This window comes from Streptomyces sp. RKAG337, assembly GCF_023701715.1.
Lineage (GTDB): Bacteria > Actinomycetota > Actinomycetes > Streptomycetales > Streptomycetaceae > Actinacidiphila.
Genome location: NZ_JAJOZA010000001.1, coordinates 1,242,912 through 1,265,585, shown reverse-complemented (window position 1 = coordinate 1,265,585; position 22,674 = coordinate 1,242,912). Strand labels below are relative to the sequence as shown.

The window sequence follows — 22,674 nt, the reverse complement described above, 5'->3', positions numbered from 1 at the left end:
TTTGCGGAGTCTTCCCGGACACGTGCCGTTCCGAGGAAGGCCTTCTTTTGTACCGCTCCTCCGGCTCCGTTCCCGCGCGCAATCGCCCGTCGTATTCCCGCAGCCAGTCCGCGCCGCGCCGCCGCCCCATGGCGACGCCGGGTGAGTTCGCCCTCCCCGTCAGCACCACGCCGTCCCTTCCCCCGGTCGAGTCGTTCGCGGACCTGGACATGCCGTCCGAGCTGCTCGACACGCTCACCCGCGAAGGTGTGACGGTCCCGTTTCCCATCCAGGGCGCGACGCTGCCGAACTCGCTGGCCGGCCGGGACCTGCTGGGCCGTGGACGTACCGGCTCCGGCAAGACCCTCGCCTTCGGCCTGGCGCTGCTCGCCCGCACCGCGGGGAAGCGCGCGGAGCCGCGGCAGCCGCTCGCGCTGGTGCTGGTGCCGACCCGCGAGCTGGCCCAGCAGGTCACCGACGCGCTCACCCCGTACGCCCGCTCACTGCGGCTGCGGATGGCCACCGTCGTCGGCGGCATGTCGATCGGCCGCCAGGCCAGTGTGCTGCGCGGCGGCGCCGAGGTCGTCGTGGCGACGCCCGGACGGCTCAAGGACCTGATCGAACGCCGTGACTGCCGGCTCGACCACGTGGCCATCACCGTGCTGGACGAGGCCGACCAGATGGCGGACATGGGCTTCATGCCGCAGGTCACCGCCCTGCTGGCGCAGGTGCGCCCGGACGGTCAGCGGATGCTCTTCTCCGCCACGCTGGACCGCAACGTCGACCGGCTGGTGCGCCAGTTCCTCACCGATCCCGTCGTCCATTCGGTGGATCCCTCGGCCAACACGGTCACCACGATGGAGCACCATGTCCTGCACGTGGCCAGTGCGGACAAGCAGGCCACGACACGGCGCATCGCCGCCCGCGAGGGCCGGGTGCTGATGTTCCTGGACACCAAGCACGCCGTCGACCTGCTGACCCGGGACCTGCTGGCCAGCGGGGTCCGGGCCGCCGCGCTGCACGGCGGCAAGTCGCAGCCGCAGCGCAACCGCACCCTGGACCAGTTCAAGAGCGGCCATGTGACGGTCCTGGTCGCGACCAACGTCGCCGCCCGCGGCATCCACGTCGACAACCTGGACCTCGTCGTCAACGTGGATCCGCCCACCGACCACAAGGACTACCTGCACCGCGGCGGCCGTACCGCCCGTGCGGGTGAGTCCGGCAGTGTCGTCACGCTGGTGCTGCCCAACCAGCGCCGCGAGATGGCGCGCCTGATGTCGCACGCCGGCATCACCCCGCAGACGACCCAGGTCAGCGCGGACGACGACGAGCTCGCCCGGATCACCGGCGCGCAGGAGCCCTCCGGGGTGCCGGTCGTCATCGCGGCACCTCCGGCGGCCGAACGCGTGCGCCGCACCTCGTACGGCAGCCGCGGCCGCGGTGGCCGCCCCACGCAGCGCCGGCGGCCCGCCGCAGCGTAGGTCCGCGTCCTGATGACGGCAGCCGGCTGTTTAGGCTGCCTTCATGAAGGACTGGGATTTGAGGAAACTGCAGATCCTCCGGGCTCTGCAGGAGACCGGGACGGTCACCGCGGCGGCCGCCGCACTGCGGATGACGCCGTCGGCCGTCTCGCAGCAGCTGTCCGCGCTCTCCAAGCAGGCCGGCACCCCGGTGATCGAGGCACAGGGCCGGGGCGTCCGGCTGACCGGCGCCGCCCACGTCCTGCTGCGCCACGCCGACGTGGTCTTCGCCCAGCTGGAGCGCGCCGGAGCCGAGCTGGAGGGCTACACGCAGGGCGAGGCCGGCGAGGTCCGCGTCGGCGCCATCGCCACGGCCATCACCCGGCTGGTCGTCCCCGCGTCCCGGCTGCTGCGCCAGGACTTCCCCCGCATCACCCTGTCGGTCCGGCAGGCCGAGGCCGCCGAGGTCTACGAGCAACTGGCGGGCGGCGACGTGGATCTCGCCGTGACGCTGGCGGTGCACGCGCCCTCGGCGCGGGACCCGCGCTTCCACCGGATCGCGCTGCTCACCGATCCGCTCGACGTGGCCCTGCCCGCCGGCCACTCCTGGGCGGCACGGCCCGGCCTGCGGCTGGCGAACCTCGCCCAGGAACCGTGGATCTTCGGCAGCAGCGGCCCCTGGCGGGAGATCACCCTGGCGGCCTGCGCCGACGCGGGTTTCGTCCCGGAACAGGCGCACGCCGCGACCGACTGGTCGGCGATCCTCGCCATGGTCGCCGCGGACCTCGGGGTCGCGCTGGTGCCCCGGATGGCGACGGTGGGGGAGCGGCAGCACGTCGCGATCCGCCCGCTGGACGCCGACCGGCCGCGCCGCCATGTGGTGGGTGTGGTGCGGAGCGGATCCGAGGAGGGGCCGCTGCTGCGGCGGGTGATTCGGGTGCTGCGCCAGGTGGCGGAGGAGCCCGCGGTGCCGGTGGACGCCGACTGAAAACGTTCAGTTCAACTGAAACTATGGTTCAGAAACTTTCGATGGACGTGAACGGTGTCGTCGGCTCACAGTAGAGGCATGACGACATCAAAGACGCCTTCCGGCACCCCTTCCTCCGCCACGTCCTCGACTTCTTTCACCGGTGATGCGCGGCCGTTCGGTGGGGGTGATCCGTATGCGGATTACCGTCGTGCGGAGTTGCCGTTCACGGATCTGGTGGATCTTGCCGATCGGCGGTTGGGTGCGGGGGTCATCGCGGCGAATGATGAGTTCTTCGCGGAGCGGGAGAATCTGCTGATCCCGGAGCCGGCGCATTTTGATCCGGAGCACTTCGGGCACAAGGGCAAGATCATGGACGGTTGGGAGACCCGCCGCCGCCGCGGCACCGGCACCGACACCCCGCACCCGGTGGACGCGGATCATGACTGGGCGCTGATCCGGTTGGGTGCGCCCGGGGTGATCCGCGGGATCATCGTCGACACCGCGCACTTCCGCGGCAACTACCCGCAGTCGGTGTCGATCGAGGCGACCGCGCACTCGTTGTCGGCGTCGCCGGAGGATCTGCTGGCGGACGGTGTGGAGTGGACGACGATCGTGCCGCGCACTGCCGTGGGCGGTCATGCGGCGAACGGGTTCACGGTGGAGGTGGATCGGCGGTTCACGCATCTGCGGTTGAACCAGCACCCGGACGGCGGCGTGGCCCGCCTGCGGGTGTATGGGGAGGTGGCGCCGGATCCGGGGTGGCTGGCGGAGCTGGGCACGTTCGACCTGGTGGCGCTGGAGAACGGCGGCACGGTCGAGGACGCCTCCGACCGCTTCTACTCCTCACCCGTCAACACGATCCTGCCGGGGCGCTCAAGGAAGATGGATGACGGGTGGGAGACGCGTCGTCGCCGGGACAAGGGCAATGACTGGGTGCAGTACCGGCTCGTGGCGCAGGGTGTGGTGCGGGCGGTGGAGATCGACACGGCGTATCTGAAGGGGAACTCGGCGGGCTGGGCGGCGTTGTTCGTGCAGGACGACGGTTCGGACGAGTGGACGCAGTTGCTGCCGCGGACCAAGCTCCAGCCGGACACGGTGCACCGTTTCCTGGTCAACCCGGTCCCAGCCACCCGGGTGCGGATCGACATCTTCCCCGACGGCGGCATCTCCCGCCTGCGCCTGCACGGCTCCCTCACCGCACGCGGCGCCGAACAACTCACCACCCGCACCGAAGAAATCAGCTGAACGATGTAGCGATGCAGTGAGGCGGTGGCCGTCACGCACATGACGGCCACCGCCTCGTCAGGCCGGAATCCCCGTGGGGATCACTGCGCGCCGAAGAGCTTCAGCAGCTCGTCCTTGCCGAACATTCGGGCCGTGTCGATGGCGTTGGGCGTGCCGGCGGACGGATCGGCGCCACCCGCCACCAGCGCGTGGACGACCGCGTCCTCGCCCTTGAAGACCGCTCCGGCCAGCGGGGTCTGGCCCTTGTCGTTGGGCCGGTTGGGGTCGGCGCCGCGCTGCAGCAGGGCGGTGACCGCGTCGGCGTGCCCGTGGTAGGCGGCCAGCATGAGCAGCGTGTCGCCCCGGTCATTGGTGAGATTCGCGGGGACGCCCGCGTCCACATACGCGGCGAGGGTCGCCGTGCCGCCCTCACGGGCGAGGTCGAAGACCTGGCCGGCCAACTGCAGCACCTCGGGGTCGTGCGCGGGCTCGGTGTCGGGGTTCGCATCCGTCATGCGAACACCCTACGTGGCGATCACCGTGCACGGCCTGTCGTGGAACGCGCCGGTTTCCGGACGGTACGGGACGTCCGCCGGACCTTCCGGGACGGTCGCCGGGACGGTCGAGGACGGTCCCGGGCAGCCGATCTTCTGACCGATTGCGTGGGCTTTGCCCAACCCTGACCGAGGCAGGGCCTGTTCAGCGGCGCCGTAACCCTGTTCCATGGTCATCAGACGGCCGCCTGTTCCCCGGCGGCCCCGCGTGACTGGATGAGGTGGCCTTGGCTACGACCGTGCGACGTATCGCTGTGACCATCCCGGCTGCCCCGATCGGCCCCGAGAACCCGCTGCCCGCGCTGCGCGCCCTCGACGAGGTGCACCAGCTCGATCCGCGCGAACGCGCCGGACTCCCGGCCGACATGGCACGCCAGGTCGGTTACGCGCCGCTGCACTCCGTCCTGCCGGTACGGCTCCTCGACGGGTACGGCCGCGAGCGCGCCCCCGCCGGGTTCGAGGCCGTCGTCATCGAGAACGACCGGGTACGTGCCACCGTCCTGCCCGGCCTCGGCGGCCGGCTGCACTCGCTCGTGCAGAAGTCCACCGGCCGTGAGCTGCTCTACCGGAACCCCGTCGTCCAGCCGGCCGACTTCGGGCTGGCCGGAGCCTGGTTCTCCGGCGGCGTCGAGTGGAACCTCGGGGCGACCGGGCACACCACCCTCACCTGCGCGCCCCTGCACGCCGCCCGCGTACCCGCCCCCGACGGCGGCGAGATGCTGCGGCTGTGGGAGTGGGAGCGGCTGCGCGACCTGCCGTTCCAGATCGACATGTGGCTGCCGGCGGACTCCGACTTCCTGTACGTGGGCGTCCGGATCCGCAACCCGCACCACCGCACCGTGCCGGTCTACTGGTGGTCCAACATCGCCGTCCCGGAGACCGACGGCACCCGCGTACTGGCCCCCGCCGACGAGGCGTGGCACTTCGGCTATGCCCGCTCCCTGCGGCGCGTACCGGTCCCCGAATGGGACGGTACGGACGTCACGTACCCGACGCGGTCCGAGCACCCTGCCGACTACTTCTACGAAGTAGCGGACGGCAACCGCCGCTGGGTCACCGCCCTCGACGATGCCGGGCAGGGCCTCGTCCAGACCTCGACCGACCGGCTGCGCGGCCGCAAGCTCTTCCTCTGGGGCAACGGGCGCGGCGGCCGGCGCTGGCAGCAGTGGCTCACCGAGCCGGGCACCGGCGGCTACCTGGAGATCCAGGCGGGCCTGGCCCGTACCCAGCTGGAGCACATACCGATGGAGGCGGGCGCGGAGTTCTCCTGGCTGGAGGCCTACGGTCCGCTCGCCGCCGACCCGGCCGCCGTCCACGGCGACGACTGGAGCGCCGCCCGCGCCGCGGTCGAGGACCGGCTGGAGAGCGTCCTGCCGCGCGCGGACGTCGACGCCGCCTACGCCGCGTGGCTGCCGCACGCGGACACCGAGCCGAAGGACGTCATCGCCACCGGCTCGGGCTGGGGAGCGCTCGAGGTCGAGCGGGCCCGGTTCGCGCTGCCGGGCACGCCGTTCGATCCCGCGACGCTGGGCGCGCAGCAGAAGCCCTGGCTGGAGCTGCTGGTCGCCGGCATGTTCCCGCGGCCGGTGGCGGACGCGCCGCCCGGCCCCGCGCTCGTGGCGCCGGAGTGGCGCGAACTCCTGGAGGCCGCGGACACCTACGACGGGAACGAGTGGTACCGGGACTACTTCCTCGGCGTCGCCCAGTGGCACGCGGGCGACCGCGCCCAGGCCATCAGGAGCTGGGAACGCTCCGTCGCGCAGCACGAGACCTGGCCGGTGCTGCGCTGTCTCGCCGTCGCCGACCAGGAGGACGGCCACCTCGAACGGGCCGCGGACCGTTTCCTGGCCGCCTCCGACATCGCGCACCACGAGGTGCTCGACGACGACGCCTGGTGGGCGGCCTCGGCCGGCCTCGCCCGCGAGGCGGTCACCGCGCTCCTCGCGGTCGGCCGCGCCGACGACGCGGCGTTCGTCCTCGACGAGCACGTACCGGGCCACGCCGGGCGTGGCCGGTTCCGGCTGCTGGAGGCACAGGTGCTGCTCGCCCAGGGCGATGTGCCGGCCGCGCGGGCGATCTTCGACACGGGTTTCGTCGTCGACGACCTCCGCGAGGCGGAGGAGTCGCTCAGCGACACCTGGTACACCATCGCGGAGCGGCTGATCGCCGGCGACGGCCCGGTGACCGCCGACATCAGGCAGCGGGCGCGCGCCGAGCACCCGCTGCCGGAGGCGTACGACTACCGGATGCGTCCGGCGGCGGAGCTCTGACGGTGCGAACACACCGTCAGTCCCGTCGGGTCCGCTCGTAGGAGTCGATGAGGGCCGTCAGTTCGGGGATCGTGAACTCCCCGGGCCGGCGGCCCTCACGGGCGAACGCGTTGGCGATCTGCTGGAGCGCCGCGTTGACCGGGGTGTCGATGCCGGCCATCCGGCCGAGCAGCACGATCTCCCCGTTGAGGTAGTCCGCCTCGATGGAACCCGTGCCCCGCGTGAGGCTCTGCCACGACGAACCGCCGCCGCGCGTCACCCCGTTGAGGGGCTGGAGCTGGACGCGATCGCCCCGGACCGCCGTCTGCTCGGCGTCGCTCGCCCGGTCGATCCCGGCCGCGTCCAGCACCGCTTCGCCCTCCGCGACAGCGCGCCGCAACACGTCGTGGGCGTCGTCGCCGTCGAGCGGGCCGCAGGTGGCCTGCAGCGCGTTGCCGAGATTCTTGAGCAGCTTGCCGTACTTCCAGCGCATCACATCGGGCGGCGTGGGCGCGTCGAAGCCCGACTCCTTGAGATCCGTGGCGATGCGCTCCGCCAACGGGTCGGCCCCCGAGGTGCCCGCCGCTCCCGCCGGGAAGCGGCCGAGGTGCAGAATGCCGGTCAGCGGCGCGCACGACGCCTCGATCGACCCGGGCTCCAGATAGCTGGCCGGCAACCAGACACACATCCCGTACACCCGCTGGAACCTGCGCAGCGCGAGCCGCTCGCCCGCGACACCGTTCTGGGCGCACACCACCGCCAGCCGCCCGCCCGCCGTGCCCCCGCCCACGACCGGCCGCCCGGCCCACGCGTCCAGCGCCGCGACGCTGTCCTGCGTCTTCACGGCCAGCACGAGAACGTCGTCCGCCCGCAGTTCGAGGGCCTCCGGCCCGTCGACGACCGGAACCGGCAGCTTGAGCGACCCGCTCGGCAGCGTCAGCCGCAGCCCGCCGTCCCGCAGCGCCTCGTAATGCGCACCCCGCGCCACCAGGACGACCTCACGGCCGCTGTCGAAGAGCCTGCCGCCGATGGTTCCGCCGATCGCGCCGGCGCCGATGATGATGTATCGCACCGTCCGAGACTCGCACACACGTCAAGTCCTCCCGGAGGGTGGTCACCGGCCGGTTCCCGGTACCCCGGCGACCAGCGCACCCTCCGTCGATCCGGCCTGCGGACACCCGGTGCCCGTCGTGTAACGTTCGGCCGCCCGGCAGGGGGAAGTCCGGGGAGGGACCATGACCGACATCAGCGCGAGCACCAGTAAGAGAACGAACGCCGGGGACACGCCGCGCAAGCCCGACGATCCGTGCCCGGACTGCGGCGCCACGGTGCCGGTGGACCCGCGCTTCGCCACCTGGTGCGCCGCATGCGGCTGGAACGCCGACTCAGGTGAGCCGGACGCGCAGCCCGGCCGGATCGGCGCCTTCAGGATCGCTCTCGCCCGGCGCCACGGCGAGCAGTTGCACGAAGAGCTGGCCCGCGGCGGTGACCAGCTGCCGCGTCGCGATGCGCACAGCGTCCTTGCCTACGCGCTGGCAGGCGTGGTCCATCTCTTCACGGTCGCCCTCGCCGTCAGCGGCGTCCTGCTCGTCGTGCTCGGCTGGGAGACGGTGGTGCAGCCGGTCATCGGCCTGGTCCTGCTGGTGGTGGCGTTCGCGCTGCGCCCCCGCCTGGGCCGGCTCCCCGGGGACGGCGTCATCCTGCGCCGGGCCGACGCCCCGGCCCTGTTCACGCTCCTGGACGAGATCGCCGGCGGGGTCGGCACCCGTGCCGCGGACGCCGTCGTCATCGACGCCCGGTTCAACGCCTCCGTCAGCGCGTACGGATGGCGCCGCCACCGCAGGGTCGACATCGGACTCCCGCTGTGGGCAACGCTCACCCCGCAACAGCGCGTCGCCCTGCTCGGCCACGAATTCGGTCACTACGCCAACGGCGACACCCGGCACGGGCTCGTCATCCACACCGCGCTGCGCTCCCTGGTCACCTGGTACGAGGTCTTCACCCCGGCGCGGCGCAACAGCCGCATGGTCAGGGCCGACGGTCTCGGTGAGCTCGCGCAGCGCGCGGCCCGGCCGCCGGCCGAGGCCGGGCTGGTCCGGCTGGCGGAGGCACTGGCCGATGTACTGATGGTGCTGCCGCGCCTGGCGGTGCTGGGCGTCCTCAGACTCCTCGACCATCTCACCGTCCGGTCCGCCCAGCGGGCCGAGTACCTGGCGGACCGGATGGCGGCCGGCACCGGCTCCAGTGAGGCGGCCGTCGGCCTGTTCGACCGGCTGCTGACGGGAGAGTCCGTCAGCAACGACCTCCGTACGCAGGCGATCCGCGCCCGCACCCGCCTCCCCGGTGTCGACCCGAAGGCCGTCGAGGCCGGACTGTGGACCCATCTCGCCGCCCGCATCGCATCGATCCCCGACCGGGAGTACGACCGGCTGCGCCGCGTCAGCGTGCTGCGCGGACACACCGTCGACGCGACCCATCCGCCGACCCATCTGCGCCGTTCCCTCATCGCCGACGGTGGCCAACTCCCCGCCACGGTGATCCTGGACGCCGACGCGGCCGCCGCCATCGACGGGGAACTCGCCCCGGCCCGCACACGGCTGGCCCGCGAAGTGATCAGGGACCTGTAGCGGGCGCCGCCCCGGGAAATCCGCTGGCCGAGGCGGCGTTCCGGCAGCGAGAGTGGTGGCAGGAGCCCGCGTTCGCCGGTTCCTTGACGTATGACGGGGGAGGGTTACCGCATGTCCACGCTGCGTGTGAGCGCCGAGCGGCTCACGATCCACGAGCACCCGAACGCGGACGCGCTGGAGCTGGCGCAGGTCGGGCTCTATCGGGCGGTCGTCGCGAAGGGTGCTTACCGGACGGGTGAGTTCGCGGTGTACATACCCGAGCAGGCCGTGCTGCCCGAGGGGCTCATCGGGGAGCTGGGGCTGACCGGCCGGCTCGCGGGGTCGGCTGCCAACCGGGTGCGGGCGGTGCGGCTGCGCGGTGAGCTCTCGCAGGGCATCGTGTGCCGGCCGGAAGTGCTCGCGGGCACGGATCTGGAGCGGGCCGCCGCCGAAGGGGAGGACTTCGCGGAGCGGTTGGGCATCGTCAAGTGGGTGCCGCCGATCCCGGTGTCGATGAGCGGTGACGTCGAGGCCGCGCCGGATCTGCTGCCGTGGACCGACATCGAGAACCTCAAGCGCTATCCGGACATCTTCGCGTCCGGCGACCAGGTGGTGATCACCGAGAAGCTGCACGGCACCGCGTGCTGCTTCAGCTACTTCGCGGACACCGGCCGGATCCAGGTCACCTCCAAGGGGCTGGGCTCGCAGCGGCTGGCGCTCCAGGAGGCCGACGGCAATCTGTACTGGCGCGCCGTGCGCGGCCACGGCCTGCCCGCCGTCGCCGCCCGGCTCGCGGCGCGGCTCGGCGCGTCCCGGGTCGGCATCTTCGGCGAGGTCTACGGGGCCGGCGTGCAGGACCTCGGGTACGGGGAGGACGGCCGGCACGACGTGCCCGCCTTCGCGGCCTTCGACGTGTCGGCCGAGATCGACGGGCAGGTCCGCTGGCTCGATCCGCACGAGCTGCTGGCGGGCGAACTGCCGCTGGTGCCCGTCCTGTTCAGCGGCCCCTTCGACCTGGACACGGCGCTGAAGCTGGCCCAGGGCGCGGAGACGGTCTCCGGGCGCGGGCTGCACGTGCGCGAGGGCGTCGTGGTGCGGACCGCCGACGACCGCTACAGCCCGGTGGTCGGTGGCCGGGCCATCGCCAAGGTCGTCAGTGACGCCTATCTGACCCGCAAGGGCGGCACCGAGTACGAGTGAGAGCGTGCGACGCGTGAGACCGCGCCCGTCAGCACCGCTCCGCGCCCGTCAGCCGTCCAGGCGGGCGCGGAGCCGGCGCTTCGCGTCCGGCCATTCGTCCGCGAGGAGCGAGAAGAAGACGCTGTCACGCCAGGTGACACCGTCCGACCGCAGCCGGTGGCGGCGCCAGACGCCCTCGCGCTGCGCGCCCAGCCGCAGGATCGCCTCCTGGGAGCGGGTGTTGAGCAGGTCGGTCTTCCACATGATGCGGCCCATGCCCAGGTCGTCGTAGGCGTAGGTCATCAGGAGCAGCTTCGTCTCGGTGTTGACCGGGCTGCGCCAGTAGGCGCGGCCGTACCAGGTCCAGCCGATCTCCAGCCGCTCGTCGACGGTGCTCACCTCGTGGAACGTCGTCCAGCCGACCGCCCGGCCGCTGCCGAGCTCGATCACGGCGTAGGCGACACCGCCCGCCTCCCGGCTCTGTGCGCAGACCGTGATCGCGAGATCACGCAGCTCCTCCTCCGTGCGCGGCGGTTCCGCGGGCAGCCAGCGCCAGACCTCCTCGTCACCGCCTCCGGCGGCGAACAGATCCGGCACATGTTCCGGTCCGAGCGGTTCGAGCCGGACGAAGCGGCCGGTCAGGACGGTGGGCGAGGGCGACTTGGCAACCATGCACGCACCGTAACCACAGCGCCCTCGGTCCGGCCAGCCGGTTCTGGATCCTGGACGGCATGTTCCGGCCCTCGGTGGGGTACGCGGGAGGTTCAGCCGCCGAAAGGACTCGTAGCCATGACCGACATCCATTCCAATGGCGCCCTGCCCCCGGCGCAGCAAGCCCTCCACGAGATCGCCCAGGGCGGCGAGAACGTGATCGCACTGAGCACCCTCGCCCTCAGTGACGTGCTCCTTCCCGTTCCCGGCGGACCCGGCGACCCCGACCCCGACGCACCGGAGCAGGACCCGGCGGCGCCGCAGGGGATCCAGCTGCCGGTGTACGAGCAGGAGGACGGGGTCAAGCTGGTGCCGGTGTTCACCTCCGAGGAGCGGATGGCGCAGGCCCTGCCGGGTACGCAGCGCTACCGGCTGGTGCCGCTGTCCGCCCTCAGCGGCAGCTGGCCGTCCGACGAGCTCACGCTCTCCATCGACACCGGCTCCCCGGACGCGCTGAGCATCGCCGGTCCCGGGGTGCGGGCGCTGGCCGCCCTGTCGGGATCAGGGCCGGGCGCAGGCCCGGCCGCATGATCCGGATGCGGGCCGGGGCCGCGACGGCCCCGGCCCCGCCCGGCATCCCGTCGCCCGGCGTCCCGCAGGCTCACGGCCGGTAGACCACCAGGGCGCTGGGCAGTTTGTCCAGCAGCAGCTCCGAGGGCGCGGGGACCACCTCGCCGTCGTAGGCGAGATGGCTTCCCGCGGCCAGACCGCGGATCCGCAGCCGGCGCAGCTTGGCGGCGGAGTACACGGGGGAGCGGGTGAGGAAGCCGGTCACGGCGGCCCCGAGCAGCCGTGTGCGGGCGAACGGTCCGCCGTCCACGATGCGTACGTCCAGGATCCCGTCGTTCAGATCGCGGCGGCGCACCGGCGCGAGCCCGACACTGGAGTACTCGCAGTTCCCGGCGAAGATCAGCCAGACCGACCGGCGGCGCCCGTTGATCTCGACGTCGACCGGCTCGGACGTGCGCAGCACGTGCACCGCCGCCAGCACGCTCGCCGGCCAGCTGCCCACCCGCCGCGACCAGCGCTCGCGGATGCGCACCAGCTCCGGGTACGAGCCGATGCTGAACGTGTTCACGAAGGGGACGGCCTCGGCGCCGCCCGGCGTGTCGTACGAGGTGTACGTGGCGAGGTCGACGGCCGCCGCGGTGCCCGCCACGACCGCCGCGGCGGCGTCCTCGACCGTTTCGATGCCGAGGTCCAGCGCGAAGTGGTTGCGGGTTCCGCCCGGGAAGACCACCAGCGGAAGGCCGTGCCGCAGGGCGATCGACGCGGCCAGGGTGACCGTTCCGTCGCCGCCGCACACCCCGAGCGAACCGTCGTGCTCGACCGCCTGCTGGGCGGCCTTCTCCAGCAGCTCCGCCAGGTCGTCGTCCTCCGAGCGCTCCGCGACCCCGGCCTCCGGCAGCGCGGCGCGGATCCGGTCGGCGGGCGGGTTGAGCAGCGCGGGCGGTCCCGACGCCTCGTTGACCACGACGAACAGCCCGCGCCCGGCCGGCAGCGAAGGGGCGTTCACGGCCGGGCCCACGTCGGCGGCCGGCCCGTTCGAAGTGGGGATCAGCGCCCGCACCACGAGGGCGGCTCCCATGCCGAACGCCGCACCGGCGACCACGTCGCTCGGGTAGTGCACCCCCGTGTAGACCCGGGAGAACGCCACCGAGGCGGCGATCGGTGCCACCACCGTGCCCCAGCGGCCCGACTCCATGAGGACCCCGGTCGCGAAGGCGGCGGCCGAGGCCGCGTGCCCGGAGGGGAAGGAGGTGGTGAAGGGCTGGTGCCGCAGACGGCGTATCACCGGGACGGATTCCAGTATCGGACGGGCCCGGCGGACGGCCCGCTTGCCCACGGTGTTCACCGTCGCGGAGGCCAGCGCCAGCGACCCCACCCCGCGCAGCGCCGCCCGCCGGCCGGGCTTCCCGCCGACCGCGGCGATCCCGGCGGCCACCCCGAACCACAGCAGCCCGTGGTTGGCGCTGCGGCTCAGCCGGGGCAGCACGGGCTCGGCGCCCGGCCAGCGACGGCTGGCGACCTGGTGGAACAGCTGGTGGTCCCACATCTTCAAGGACTGGGCCCTGGCGCGTTGCTTCATGCGCTAGCGGCTACCCGGGCAACGGCCATCGATACCACCCCGCTCCCCTAGGATGCCCGGGTGGCTGATGATCGAATAGACCTGGTGATCTTCGACTGCGACGGCGTCCTGGTGGACAGCGAGCGCCTCGCCGTCCGCGTCGACGCGTTGATGCTGGCCGAACTCGGCTGGCCGCTGACCGAGGCCGAGATCGTCGAGCGCTTCGTCGGCCGCTCGCACCGCGACCTGACCGCCTCGATCGAGCAGCAGCTCGGCCGGCCGCTCCCCGAGGGCTGGTACGACCGCTACCGGCCCTGGTACCGGTCGGTGTTCGAGGCCGAACTGACCGCCGTGGACGGCATCACCGAGGCCCTCGGCCTGATCACCCTCCCCACCTGCGTCGCGTCCAGCAACACCCACCCGGGACTGCGGCACTCGCTCGGGCTCACCGGCCTCCACTCCCGCTTCGAGGGCCGGATCTTCAGCGCGTCCGAGGTCGAGCACGGCAAGCCGGCCCCCGACCTCTTCCTGCACGCTGCCCGCGCGATGGGCGCGGACCCGGCCCACTGCGTCGTGGTCGAGGACAGCCGCTTCGGCGTCGAAGCGGCCCGCGCGGCGGGCATGCGCGCCTTCGGCTACTACGGCGGGCTCACGCCGCGGGCCTGGCTCGAAGGCCCGGGGACGGTCGTCTTCGACGAGATGCGCGACCTGCCGGAACTCCTGCTCGGCGGGTTCTGAGCGAGTCGCGCGTGACTCTGAGGGAGCCGCGCGTGACTCTGAGGGAGCCGCGCGGGAGCGGGACCCGAGTCACACCCGAGCCGGACCGGGTCTCCCCCGAGCCGCTCACGGTCGGATCGACGCGAACCCGGCCCCGGCGCAAACGGGTGGGCGGCGCGGCGGGAGGGCATGGCACTCCTGTGGCGCGCGCGCCGACTGGGAAGGTGGCCGCAGCCACTGACCCACCGGAGGCACGGATGCAGGGGACGACCCCGTACGACCTCAGGCCCGATCCGGGGCTGCCCGTCCCCGCGTACTGGACCGCGCACCTCGTGGGCGGCGGCGGGCCGGAACCGGCCGGCGGCAGCCCGGCGGTGCGGCAGGCGGCGGCCGGGTACTGGGGACGCCGCGGGCTGTGGACCGATCCGGGGCGCATCGTGGCCGCACCCGGCGCCGAGCCGCTGCTGCTCGCGATCCTCGCCGCCACCGGCGGCGGTCTGGTGCTCGCCCGGCCCTCCGCCGCCTGGCAGGCGCCCGTCGCCCGGCTGCTCGGCCGCGAGGTGTTCGCCGTACCGACGCCGGCGGAGGGCGGCGGGGCACCGGACCCGTTCGCCCTGCTGGAGACCGTCCGCCGGGCGCGGACGGAGGGCGCGGACCCGCGGGTGCTCCTGCTGTCGCCGGCGGACGACCCGACCGGCACCGTCACCTCGCCCGAGCTGCTGCACGAGAGCTGTGAGGCGGCCGCCGAGGCGGGGCTGATCGTGGTCTCCGACGAGACGTACAGCGACACCCGACACGACCCCGGCACGGTGCTGCTCAGCCCCGCCGAGATGCTTCCCGAGCGGACCATCGTCCTCACCGACCTCGGCGGATCCCTCGCGCCCACCTGCTGTCCGGTCGCGCTGGCCAGGTTCCCGGACTCCGACGAGGGCACCGGACTGCGGGAGCGGGTGGCGCGGGGCTGCGCCGAGATGCGGGCCGTCCTGCTGGCGCCGGTCGCCTCGGCGGCGTCGTACGCCCTGACCGAACCGGACGACGTACGCGCCCACACCGCCGCCGCGAACCGGCTGCACGCGGCCGTCGGGGCCGGCGCGTACCGTGCCGTCACCGGCGCCGGCGCCCTGTGCCGCCCGCCCCAGGCTGGCTTCCAGCTCTACGCCGAACTGACCTCCCACGACACCCACGACCTCCCCGACGCGCCCGCCCTCGAACGCCACCTCTCCCTGCGGCTCGGCCGGCGGGTCCTCGGCGGCCACCGGTTCGGCGACGACCCGGCCGCGCTCCGGGTCAGGATCGACACCGGCCCGCTGCACGGCGGCACCGACCAGGAACGGCGGGGCGCACTCGACGCGATCGATCCGCTGGAAGTCCCACACGTCTCCCAAGCGTTGACAGAACTCGAGGCGGCCTTCACCGAACTGACGGCCGGCTGAACTACGGTCGGTGACCGGGGGCGCGTCCCACCGCGCCCGTCCGAGCCCGCGCCGCCAACGGATGGGAGACTCGATGACCGATCAGACCGAGCGCGCCCTCGCCGAGCCACGTCCGCCCGGTGAACGCCGCGTATGGCCGAGATCCTTCGCGGACCGGCTCACCGCCCCGCTCCCCGGGTTCCGCGAGATGGCCAGAACCCTGCGCGAGGGCGGCCTGCGCCCCACCGCCGAATCCCTCGCCACCGTTCCCGGGCTGCCCGTGGAACCCGGCCCGCTGCCGGAAGTCGACGCCGACACCGTGGCCGTCACCTGGGCCGGGCACGCCAGTTGGGTGCTGCGGATCGGCGGGCTCACCGTCCTCACCGACCCCGTCTGGTCGGAGAAGATCCTCGGCACCCCGGCCCGCGTCACCCCGGTGGGTGTCGCCTGGGAGGAACTGCCGCACATCGACGCGGTCGTCATCAGCCACAACCACTACGACCACCTCGACGCGCCCACCCTCAGACGGCTGCCGCGCGACACCCCGCTCTTCGTCCCCGCCGGACTCGCCCGCTGGTGCCGCCGCCGCGGCTTCACCCACGTCACGGAACTCGACTGGTGGGAGGCGGTGGAACTGCGCGGTGTGCGCCTCGACTTCGTGCCCGCGCACCACTGGAGCAAGCGGACCCTCACCGACACCTGCCGTTCGCTGTGGGGCGGCTGGGTGCTGTCCGACCGGAACGGGCAGCGCGTCTACTTCGCCGGTGACACCGGCTACGGCCACTGGTTCACCGAGATCGGCCGCGCCCATCCGGGCATCGACCTGGCGCTGCTGCCGATCGGCGCGTACGACCCCCGGGCGATGCTCAGCCCCGTCCACACCGACCCGGAGGAGGCCGTCCAGGCCTGCCTCGACCTGGGCGCCGCCGCCATGGCGCCCATGCACTGGGCCACGTTCCTGCTCTCGGCCGAGCCGCCGCTCGAACCGCTGGCGCGGGTGCGGGCGGCCTGGGCCGCCACCGGACGTCCCCGCGAGGGGCTCTGGGACCTGCCGGTCGGGGCCTCACGGGTACTGAGCCGCGAGCCGTAGCCGACTGTCGCTATTCGCTATTCGCTATTCGCCGGGCGGGCCGGCCTTCCGCCCCGCCCGGCGCCACACCTGCGGCACCAGCGCGACGAGGAAGGCGATGCCCACCGCGAGCGCCACGCCCTGCCAGGGCTCGGGAAAGAGCGAACCGCCGACGATCCCGATCAGCTGGTACGCGGCGGCCCACGCCAGACAGGCCGCGATGTCCCCGCGCACGAAACGGCGCAGCGGCAGCTCGCCGAGCAGACAGGCCACCATCACCGGGATCCGGCCGGCCGGGATCAGCCGGGACAGCACCAGGACCGCCACCCCGTGCTCGTCGAGCTGCCGCTGGGCCTTGGCCAGATGATCCGGATCCGCCCGGCTCTGCAGACGATGCAGCCAGCGCGAGCCGTTCCTGGAGCGGATCCCGCGCTGCCCGAGCCAGTACAGACCGACGTCGCCGAGGAACGCGGCGAGCGCCGCCACCCCGAAGACCAGCGCGAGCGCGAACGGCGACGTCTGGTGGAAGGCGACCACGGCCGCGCCGCTGACCAGCGCCCCGGTCGGGATCACCGGCACCAGCGAGCCGAGCACCACCAGCAGGAAGAGCGTCGGATAGCCGACCGCCTGCTGGGTGGTCTGCGAGGTGGGGGACGACGCCGTCTCCGCGAGAAAGCGGATCACCGTGCCGCCGCCAGCCGTACGCTCTCGCCGTGGTCCAGCCGGTGCACGGCCACCTCCGGCGCGAGCAGCGCGGCCTGCCGGACGAACTCGGTGCCCGGGGAGTGGAATTCATGCGGCCGGACCGCGTCCATGCCCACCGGCCAGTACGTTCCGTAGTGGATCGGGACCGCCGCTCCGGGCGCGAGCCGGGCCAGGGCCTGCGCGGCCCGTCCGGCGTCCAGATGCCCCGTGCCCAGGAACGGGCCCCAGCCGCCGACCGGCAGCAGCGCCGCGTCACAGGGTCCGACCTCGTCGGCCATCGCGTCGAACAGCCCGGTGTCCCCGGCGAAGTACGTCCGGGCCTCACCGTGCACGACGTACCCGAGCGCGGCGACGCGGTGCGGACCGTACGGCAGCCGCCGCCCGTCGTGTGCCGCGGGCACCGCGCGGATCGTCAGCGGGCCGACCCGTACCTCGTCGCCCGCCACCACCTCGACCAGGTCGAGCTCCCGCAGCCGCCGCAGCCCCGGCACGGCCTGCGGAGCGCCGCGCGGCACCAGTACCCGCGTGCCGGGTGAGAGCCGGGCCAGCGAGGCGGGATGCAGATGGTCGGCGTGCAGATGGGAGACGACGGCGACGTCCGCGACCGCCGCCTCGGGCGGTGGCACGGCCCCGCGCCGCCGTCGCAGATGCGCGAGCCGGCTCACGAACAGCGGATCCGTCAGCACCCGGACGCCCGAGTCCCGCACGGTCACCGTGGCATGCCCCCACCACGTGATCTCCACCGCCACCGGAACCGTCCTTCCGCCGCACCGTCGTCCGTCCGCCCCTGCCCGCTGTCCCCGACCCTATGCCGATCACCTGGCCGGTGCGGGAGCGCCTGCCGGGGGTGCCCGCCAGGGGTGGCCGCCGGGGGTGGCTTGACCGGCGGCCGGGGGACGTTGTGGCAGGGTGGACGGCGTGGAGCAGTTTCCCGGAGCCGGCGGTGCCGGTGACCGGGCCGCGGAACGGGACGTGAGGTGAGCTGGGCGTGCTGCGGCGGTGGCGGTGGCGGTCCATGGGGCGGGCCGCCGCGCGGGTGGTGATCGTCTGGGCGGTGTCGGCGGCGACGCTGGCCGTCCTGGCGGGGATCCTGCCCGATTTCAGCATCCAGTCGCCGAAGGGCGACGACCCCCCGCAGATGGCGGTCACGGCCGGGATCGGCGCGGGCGCCTTCGGTGTGCTCAGCGCCCTGGTCTGGCCGGTGCTGGTGCGCGCCCTGCTGATGGTCCCGGCGCTGGTGCTGGGCATGCTGGTCTTCTTCCTCAACGGGTCGCTGCTGCTGATCGCGCTGCGGCTCACCCCGCACGGCGAGGTCACCCCCGCGACCGCCGTCGTCATCGCCGCCGTGATGTCGGCGACCTCGTCGGCGACCAGCACCGCGCTCGCGGTGCGCGACGACGAGGCGTACGGACGCCGGCTCGCGCGGCTCGCGGGCCGCCGCAGGCCCGAGCGCGGCGCGGCGGAGCCGGCGCCTCCCGGCACGGTCTTCCTCCAGCTCGACGGCGTCGGCCACGACGTACTGCGCGAGGCCGTCCGCCCCTCGCAGCGCGGCGGCCGGACCAGACCGCCGGCGATGGAGACCGTCGCCGGGTGGCTGGACAGCAGCCACCGGCTGCTGCCGTGGCGCACCGACTGGAGCAGCCAGACCGGCGCCAGCCAGCTCGGCATCCTGCACGGCTCCAACCATGACGTGCCCGCCTTCCGCTGGTTCGAGAAGGACACCGGGCAGCTGATGGTCTGCAACCGGCCCTCCAGCGCCGCGGAACTGGAACGCCGGGCGGTCGAGCGCACCGGCTCGCGCGGTCTGCTCGCCGAGGACGGCGCGAGCCGCGGCAACCTCTTCAGCGGCGGCGCGGACCAGATGGCGCTGGTGATGTCGGCGGCGGCCCGGCGCGGCACCTTCCGCCGCTCCCGGTCCGGCTACTTCGCCTACTTCTCCGACCCCGCCAACGCCGTACGCACCGCCTGGTCCTTCGTCGCCGAAGTCGCCCGCGAGATCGTCGAGTCGACGGCCTCCCGGCTGCGCCGCGACCGGCCGCGCATCAAACGCGGCGGCCTGTACCCGCTGCTGCGCGCCTTCGCGACCGTCATCGAACGCGATGTCGCCGTCGCCGCCGTGATCGGCGACATGCTCGCCGGCCGCACCGCGGTCTACGCGGACCTCGTCGCGTACGACGAGGTGGCCCACCACTCCGGGCCCCGCAGCCGCGACGCCTTCAAGGTGCTCAACCGGCTGGACCGTTCGATCCGGCTCATCGCCGACGCCGCCCGCTACGCCCCGCGCCCGTACCGGATCGTGCTGCTCTCCGACCACGGCCAGAGCCACGGCCAGACCTTCGCCGACGCGTACGGACTGACGCTGAAGGAACTCGTCCGCGCCGGCTGCGACCTCCCCGTACCGCGCCGCGCCGGGCGCAGCGTGAGCGGCGCGGAGGCCAGGACGGCGGCCCGCACCGCGCTCCACCGGGACGAACGCGGCCGGCACCCCGAGGAGGAGAAGGAGTGCGCGGGCCCGCCCTCCGACCCGGTGGTCCTGGCCTCGGGCAACCTCGGCCTCGTCACCTTCCCCGACCTCCCCGGCCGCGTCACCCGCGAGGAGATCGACCAGCGCCACCCCACCCTGCTGAAGACCCTGGTGGACCACCCGGGCATCGGCTTCGTCCTCGTCCGCAGCGCCACCCGGGGCCCGCTCGCGCTGGGCGCGGGCGGCTCGGAACACGAACTCGACACCGGCCGCATCCGTGGCGCCGACCCTCTCGCCCCGTTCGGCAAGGGCGCCGCGGAAACGGTCCGCCGCACCGACGGCTTCCCGCACGTCGCCGACCTCATGGTCAACTCCTCCTACGACCCCGCCACCGGCGCCGTCCACGCCTTCGAGCAGCAAGCGGGCTCCCACGGCGGCCTCGGCGGCGACCAGAGCCGCCCCTTCCTCCTCTTCCCCGGCACCCTGACCGAACCCGAACACCCCCTGGCCGGCGCCGAAACCCTCCACGGCGTCCTGCGCGACTGGCTCGCCGAGCGCCCTGACCGGCCCCTCCCCGAAAACCCGTTTGCACCGGACCTGCCGGAGCCGGGAGAGTTGCCCCAACACCAGGGGGCGTAGCTCAGATGGCCAGAGCGCTGGTCTCCAAAACCAGATGTCGCAGGTTCAATTCCTGCCGCCCTTGCTCGTAGTTCACTGCACAGCGGAGTTCATTGCACAGCGGAGTTCCTTGCACAGCGGAGTTCCTTGCACAGCGGAAGGGCGGCACCCGGAGACCGGGTGCCGCCCTTCCGGCGTCGGTGGCCGGCGTCCGGTGGCCGGCCGCCGACGTCCCGGACAGCAGAGCGCCCCCTTCCGCCGGAGCGGAAGGGGGCGCCTGTTCGCGTAGGTGTCCAGAGATCTGAGTCGGCGACGGTGACAAACGCGCTCTATCCGTTGAGCTACCGGCGGCTGGGCCGCCGACCGGGAGTCGAACCCGGTACCACGTCCTCCTGAAGGGAAGTAACCGTTGCCTGCGCACCTGGACGACGTCAGCTTAGCCGGGTGATCGCTGGGTGTCGCCCGGATTTCTGTGGGTCAGGCGGTGAGGCCGCCGTCCAGGACGAGGTCGGCTCCGACGGTGAACCCGGCCTCGGGGGACGCGAGATGGAGCACCGCGGCGGCGATCTCGTCGAGGGAGCCGGCCCGGCCGGCGGGGACGTCGCGGCGCATGCGGGCCGCCTTGTCGGCGGGGGTCTCGCCGGGGCTGGTGGACATGGGGGTGTCGACCGGGCCGGGGCTGACCGCGTTGATGCGGATGCCGTCGGCGATGTGGTCGAGGGCGGCGTTGCGGGTGAGGGCGCTGACGGCGGCCTTGGCGGCGACGTACGCGCCCAGGTTCCGGCCGCGGCCGTGGGCGCCGAGGTTGGAGGAGACGTTGACGATGGCGCCGCCGCCGTGGGCGCGCATGTGGGCGATCTCGTACTTCATGGAGAGCCAGGTGCCGGTGAGGTTGGTGTCGAGGCTCGCCCGCCAGTCGTCCTCGGAGATGTCGGCGACGGGGGCCGGAGTCGTCAGGATGCCGACGTTGTTGACGGCGATGTCGAGTCCGCCGAAGTGCTCCACCGTGTCCTGGACCAGGCGCTGTACGTCCTGAGAGCGCGTGATGTCGGCGGTGACGACGGCGGCTTCGCCGCCTTCGGCCCCGATGAGCGCGGCGGTCTCCTTGAGCGGCTCCGCCGTGCGTCCGGCGACGGCGACCCTGGCCCCCTCCCGGGCGAAGGCGAGGGCGATGCCCCGGCCGATACCGGATCCGGCACCGGTGACGAGGACGGTCCTGCCGGTGAAGCGTGAGGTCATGACGACAACTCCTTGGTGGTGAGTGGTGGGAGGGGAGTGGTGGGTGGGGTCGCGAGGGTCGGCGGTACGGGGCGCGGGCGCAGGGCCAGCGCGGCGGCCACCGCGGTGAGTGCGTAGCCGATGCCGGCGGCGCCGAAAGCCGCCGCGTAGCCGGCGACGGGTGTGGAACGGGTGGCCGCGACCGACATCAGCGCGGCCAGGCCGATGGTCGGCCCGAGTTCCATGGCGGTGTTCATGACGCCGGCCGCCAGCCCCGTCCGCCGGCGCGGCACCCCGGCGGTGGCGAGCACGGTGGCGCCCGCGAACGCGGGGCCGGCTCCGGCGGGCAGCAGGAGGAGGCCGGGGAGCAGGCCCGTCGCGTACGGCGACCGCGCGTCGAGGCCGGCGAGCAGCAGGAGCCCGGCGGCGCCGAGTGCCAGTCCGCCGGCGGTGACCGCGCGGGCCCCGTACCGCCTGATGAGCGGACCGGCGGCGCGGCCCGAGCCGACGAGGGCGGCGGCGTACGGAACGAAGGCGGCGGAGGTCCGCAGCGGTGTCCAGCCGCGCACCTGCTGGAGGTAGAGGGCGAGCAGGAAGAAGGTGAGAGCGGTGCCCGCCGCCGTCATCATGATGGCGGCCAGCGCGGTGACGCGCCGGGTGTCGCGGAGGAAACCGGGCGGCAACAGCGGTTCACGGGCCCGGCGTTCGACGAGTACGAAGGCGATGAGCAGGAGCACGCCCGCGGCCAGCGGAACGAGTACGGCGGCCGACGCCCAGGAGCGCTCCCCGGCGGCGACCAGTCCGTAGCCGGCCGCGGTGATGCCCGCGGTCGCCGTCACGGCGCCGCGTACGTCGAGCGGTGGTGGTGCGTCGGCGCGGGGCGGGTCGGCGGGCAGCAGCCGGGGGGCGAGCGCGAGCCCGGCCAGCGCGACGAGCACCGGGACGAGGAACGTCAGCCGCCAGGAGACCCAGGTCGTCACGGCACCGGAGAACAGGCTCCCGGCGGTCGCGCCGAGGACGGAGAGCCCGCCCCATGTCGCCATGGCCCGGTCGTAGCCGGCGGCGGCCGGGAACAGGGCGCGTACCAGGGCCATCGCGGCCGGAGCGGTCAGTGCGGCGCCGAGCCCCTGCGCGAACCGGACGGCCGTCAGCACGGTGAAGCCGGGCGCCAGGGCGCCCGCCGCCGAGGCGGCGGCGAAGACCGACAGACCGACCACCAGCATCCGTCGCCCGCCGTGCCGGTCGGCCAGCCGGCCGCCGAGGAGCAGCAGTCCGCTGAAGGAGAGTCCGTACGCGGCGCTGAGCAGCAGGAGTTGTGACGGGTCGAGGCCGAACTCCCGCGCTATCCGGGGGAGCGGCACCATGAGGATCATGATGGTGAAGATGAGTGTGGCCTGGATGGTTCCGAGCAGCGCGAAGCCGTGCTTCGACGACATGTCCCCCTGCGCCCTTCTGGCCTGATATTGGATCG

General features: G+C 73.4%; 20 protein-coding genes and 1 tRNA gene. 13 read left to right on the top strand and 8 right to left on the bottom strand.

The genetic code is table 11. The annotated features are described in order from the left end of the window. Positions 1 to 47: 47 nt before the first annotated feature. From LNW73_RS05565 to alc, 3 genes are all read left to right on the top strand, one after another. Positions 48 to 1,460, top strand: a complete 1,413-nt coding sequence (locus LNW73_RS05565; RefSeq protein ID WP_250989160.1) for a DEAD/DEAH box helicase — start codon at positions 48 to 50, stop codon at positions 1,458 to 1,460. Positions 1,461 to 1,503: 43 nt separating this feature from the next. Beyond that, the gene (locus tag LNW73_RS05560) at positions 1,504 to 2,427 is read left to right on the top strand and encodes a LysR family transcriptional regulator (protein ID WP_250978430.1); all 924 of its coding nucleotides are present in this window, start codon (positions 1,504 to 1,506) and stop codon (positions 2,425 to 2,427) included. 78 nt (positions 2,428 to 2,505) lie between these two features. Beyond that, positions 2,506 to 3,654 carry an allantoicase gene (alc, locus tag LNW73_RS05555; RefSeq protein ID WP_250989159.1) on the top strand — a complete coding sequence of 383 codons (1,149 nt, stop codon included), beginning with the start codon at positions 2,506 to 2,508 and terminating at the stop codon, positions 3,652 to 3,654. An 80-nt stretch (positions 3,655 to 3,734) separates the two neighbouring features. Here the strand turns inward: alc and LNW73_RS05550 are convergent, their stop codons facing one another. After that, entirely contained in the window at positions 3,735 to 4,148 is a 414-nt protein-coding gene (locus tag LNW73_RS05550; RefSeq protein WP_250978431.1) for an ankyrin repeat domain-containing protein, read from the bottom strand. On the opposite strand from LNW73_RS05550, the gene LNW73_RS05545 reads away from it, so the two are divergent. Together LNW73_RS05545 and LNW73_RS05540 are read left to right on the top strand one after the other, a co-directional pair. Further along, on the top strand, positions 4,147 to 4,287 hold the full coding sequence (locus tag LNW73_RS05545; RefSeq protein WP_250989158.1) for a hypothetical protein: 141 nt from the start codon (positions 4,147 to 4,149) through the stop codon (positions 4,285 to 4,287). The two genes, LNW73_RS05550 and LNW73_RS05545, sit on opposite strands and share 2 nt — an antisense overlap. Positions 4,288 to 4,414: 127 nt before the next feature. Next, entirely contained in the window at positions 4,415 to 6,457 is a 2,043-nt protein-coding gene (locus tag LNW73_RS05540) for a DUF5107 domain-containing protein (protein WP_250989157.1), read from the top strand. Between the two features lie 16 nt (positions 6,458 to 6,473). Here LNW73_RS05540 and LNW73_RS05535 read toward each other — a convergent pair whose 3' ends face one another. Beyond that, on the bottom strand, positions 6,474 to 7,508 hold the full coding sequence (locus LNW73_RS05535) for a ketopantoate reductase family protein (RefSeq protein ID WP_250989156.1): 1,035 nt from the start codon (positions 7,506 to 7,508) through the stop codon (positions 6,474 to 6,476). Positions 7,509 to 7,671: 163 nt separating this feature from the next. On the opposite strand from LNW73_RS05535, the gene LNW73_RS05530 reads away from it, so the two are divergent. Both LNW73_RS05530 and LNW73_RS05525 read left to right on the top strand, forming a co-directional pair. Then, positions 7,672 to 9,063, top strand: coding sequence for a M48 family metalloprotease (locus LNW73_RS05530; protein ID WP_250989155.1), 1,392 nt, complete (start codon positions 7,672 to 7,674; stop codon positions 9,061 to 9,063). Between the two features lie 111 nt (positions 9,064 to 9,174). Continuing rightward, entirely contained in the window at positions 9,175 to 10,242 is a 1,068-nt protein-coding gene (locus LNW73_RS05525; protein WP_250989154.1) for an RNA ligase (ATP), read from the top strand. 48 nt (positions 10,243 to 10,290) lie between these two features. On the opposite strand, the gene LNW73_RS05520 is transcribed toward LNW73_RS05525, so the two are convergent. Then, a complete protein-coding gene (locus LNW73_RS05520) occupies positions 10,291 to 10,893 on the bottom strand; it encodes a GNAT family N-acetyltransferase (protein WP_250989153.1) in 603 nt (200 codons plus the stop codon). A 117-nt stretch (positions 10,894 to 11,010) separates the two neighbouring features. Between LNW73_RS05520 and LNW73_RS05515 the strand changes: the two genes are divergently transcribed. Then, entirely contained in the window at positions 11,011 to 11,463 is a 453-nt protein-coding gene (locus tag LNW73_RS05515) for an SseB family protein (protein ID WP_250978438.1), read from the top strand. Between the two features lie 70 nt (positions 11,464 to 11,533). Here LNW73_RS05515 and LNW73_RS05510 read toward each other — a convergent pair whose 3' ends face one another. Further along, the gene (locus tag LNW73_RS05510; protein WP_250978439.1) at positions 11,534 to 13,021 is read right to left on the bottom strand and encodes a bifunctional phosphatase PAP2/diacylglycerol kinase family protein; all 1,488 of its coding nucleotides are present in this window, start codon (positions 13,019 to 13,021) and stop codon (positions 11,534 to 11,536) included. A gap of 60 nt (positions 13,022 to 13,081) precedes the next feature. Here LNW73_RS05510 and LNW73_RS05505 point away from each other — a divergent pair, with 60 nt between their 5' ends. The 3 genes from LNW73_RS05505 to LNW73_RS05495 all read left to right on the top strand — a co-directional run bounded on the left by LNW73_RS05505 (position 13,082) and on the right by LNW73_RS05495 (position 16,219). After that, positions 13,082 to 13,738 carry an HAD family hydrolase gene (locus tag LNW73_RS05505; protein WP_250989152.1) on the top strand — a complete coding sequence of 219 codons (657 nt, stop codon included), beginning with the start codon at positions 13,082 to 13,084 and terminating at the stop codon, positions 13,736 to 13,738. A gap of 236 nt (positions 13,739 to 13,974) precedes the next feature. Next, complete coding sequence (locus LNW73_RS05500) at positions 13,975 to 15,150, top strand: aminotransferase class I/II-fold pyridoxal phosphate-dependent enzyme (protein ID WP_250989151.1); 1,176 nt, start codon at positions 13,975 to 13,977, stop codon at positions 15,148 to 15,150. Between the two features lie 73 nt (positions 15,151 to 15,223). Further along, a complete protein-coding gene (locus tag LNW73_RS05495) occupies positions 15,224 to 16,219 on the top strand; it encodes an MBL fold metallo-hydrolase (protein ID WP_374118040.1) in 996 nt (331 codons plus the stop codon). A gap of 24 nt (positions 16,220 to 16,243) precedes the next feature. On the opposite strand, the gene LNW73_RS05490 is transcribed toward LNW73_RS05495, so the two are convergent. Both LNW73_RS05490 and LNW73_RS05485 read right to left on the bottom strand, forming a co-directional pair. Further along, a complete protein-coding gene (locus LNW73_RS05490) occupies positions 16,244 to 16,882 on the bottom strand; it encodes a DedA family protein (RefSeq protein ID WP_250978443.1) in 639 nt (212 codons plus the stop codon). Further along, the gene (locus LNW73_RS05485; RefSeq protein ID WP_250989149.1) at positions 16,879 to 17,652 is read right to left on the bottom strand and encodes an MBL fold metallo-hydrolase; all 774 of its coding nucleotides are present in this window, start codon (positions 17,650 to 17,652) and stop codon (positions 16,879 to 16,881) included. Before LNW73_RS05485 ends, LNW73_RS05490 begins: the two co-directional genes overlap by 4 nt. A gap of 266 nt (positions 17,653 to 17,918) precedes the next feature. Here LNW73_RS05485 and LNW73_RS05480 point away from each other — a divergent pair, with 266 nt between their 5' ends. Together LNW73_RS05480 and LNW73_RS05475 are read left to right on the top strand one after the other, a co-directional pair. Beyond that, positions 17,919 to 20,006, top strand: coding sequence for a phage holin family protein (locus tag LNW73_RS05480; RefSeq protein WP_250989148.1), 2,088 nt, complete (start codon positions 17,919 to 17,921; stop codon positions 20,004 to 20,006). Continuing rightward, a tRNA-Trp gene (locus LNW73_RS05475) sits at positions 19,997 to 20,070 on the top strand. The genes LNW73_RS05480 and LNW73_RS05475 overlap by 10 nt, the downstream gene beginning before the upstream one ends. A 392-nt stretch (positions 20,071 to 20,462) precedes the next feature. Here the strand turns inward: LNW73_RS05475 and LNW73_RS05470 are convergent. Both LNW73_RS05470 and LNW73_RS05465 read right to left on the bottom strand, forming a co-directional pair. Next, positions 20,463 to 21,224, bottom strand: a complete 762-nt coding sequence (locus tag LNW73_RS05470; protein ID WP_250989147.1) for an SDR family NAD(P)-dependent oxidoreductase — start codon at positions 21,222 to 21,224, stop codon at positions 20,463 to 20,465. Beyond that, positions 21,221 to 22,639, bottom strand: a complete 1,419-nt coding sequence (locus LNW73_RS05465; protein WP_250989146.1) for an MFS transporter — start codon at positions 22,637 to 22,639, stop codon at positions 21,221 to 21,223. Before LNW73_RS05465 ends, LNW73_RS05470 begins: the two co-directional genes overlap by 4 nt. Positions 22,640 to 22,674 lie beyond the last annotated feature (35 nt).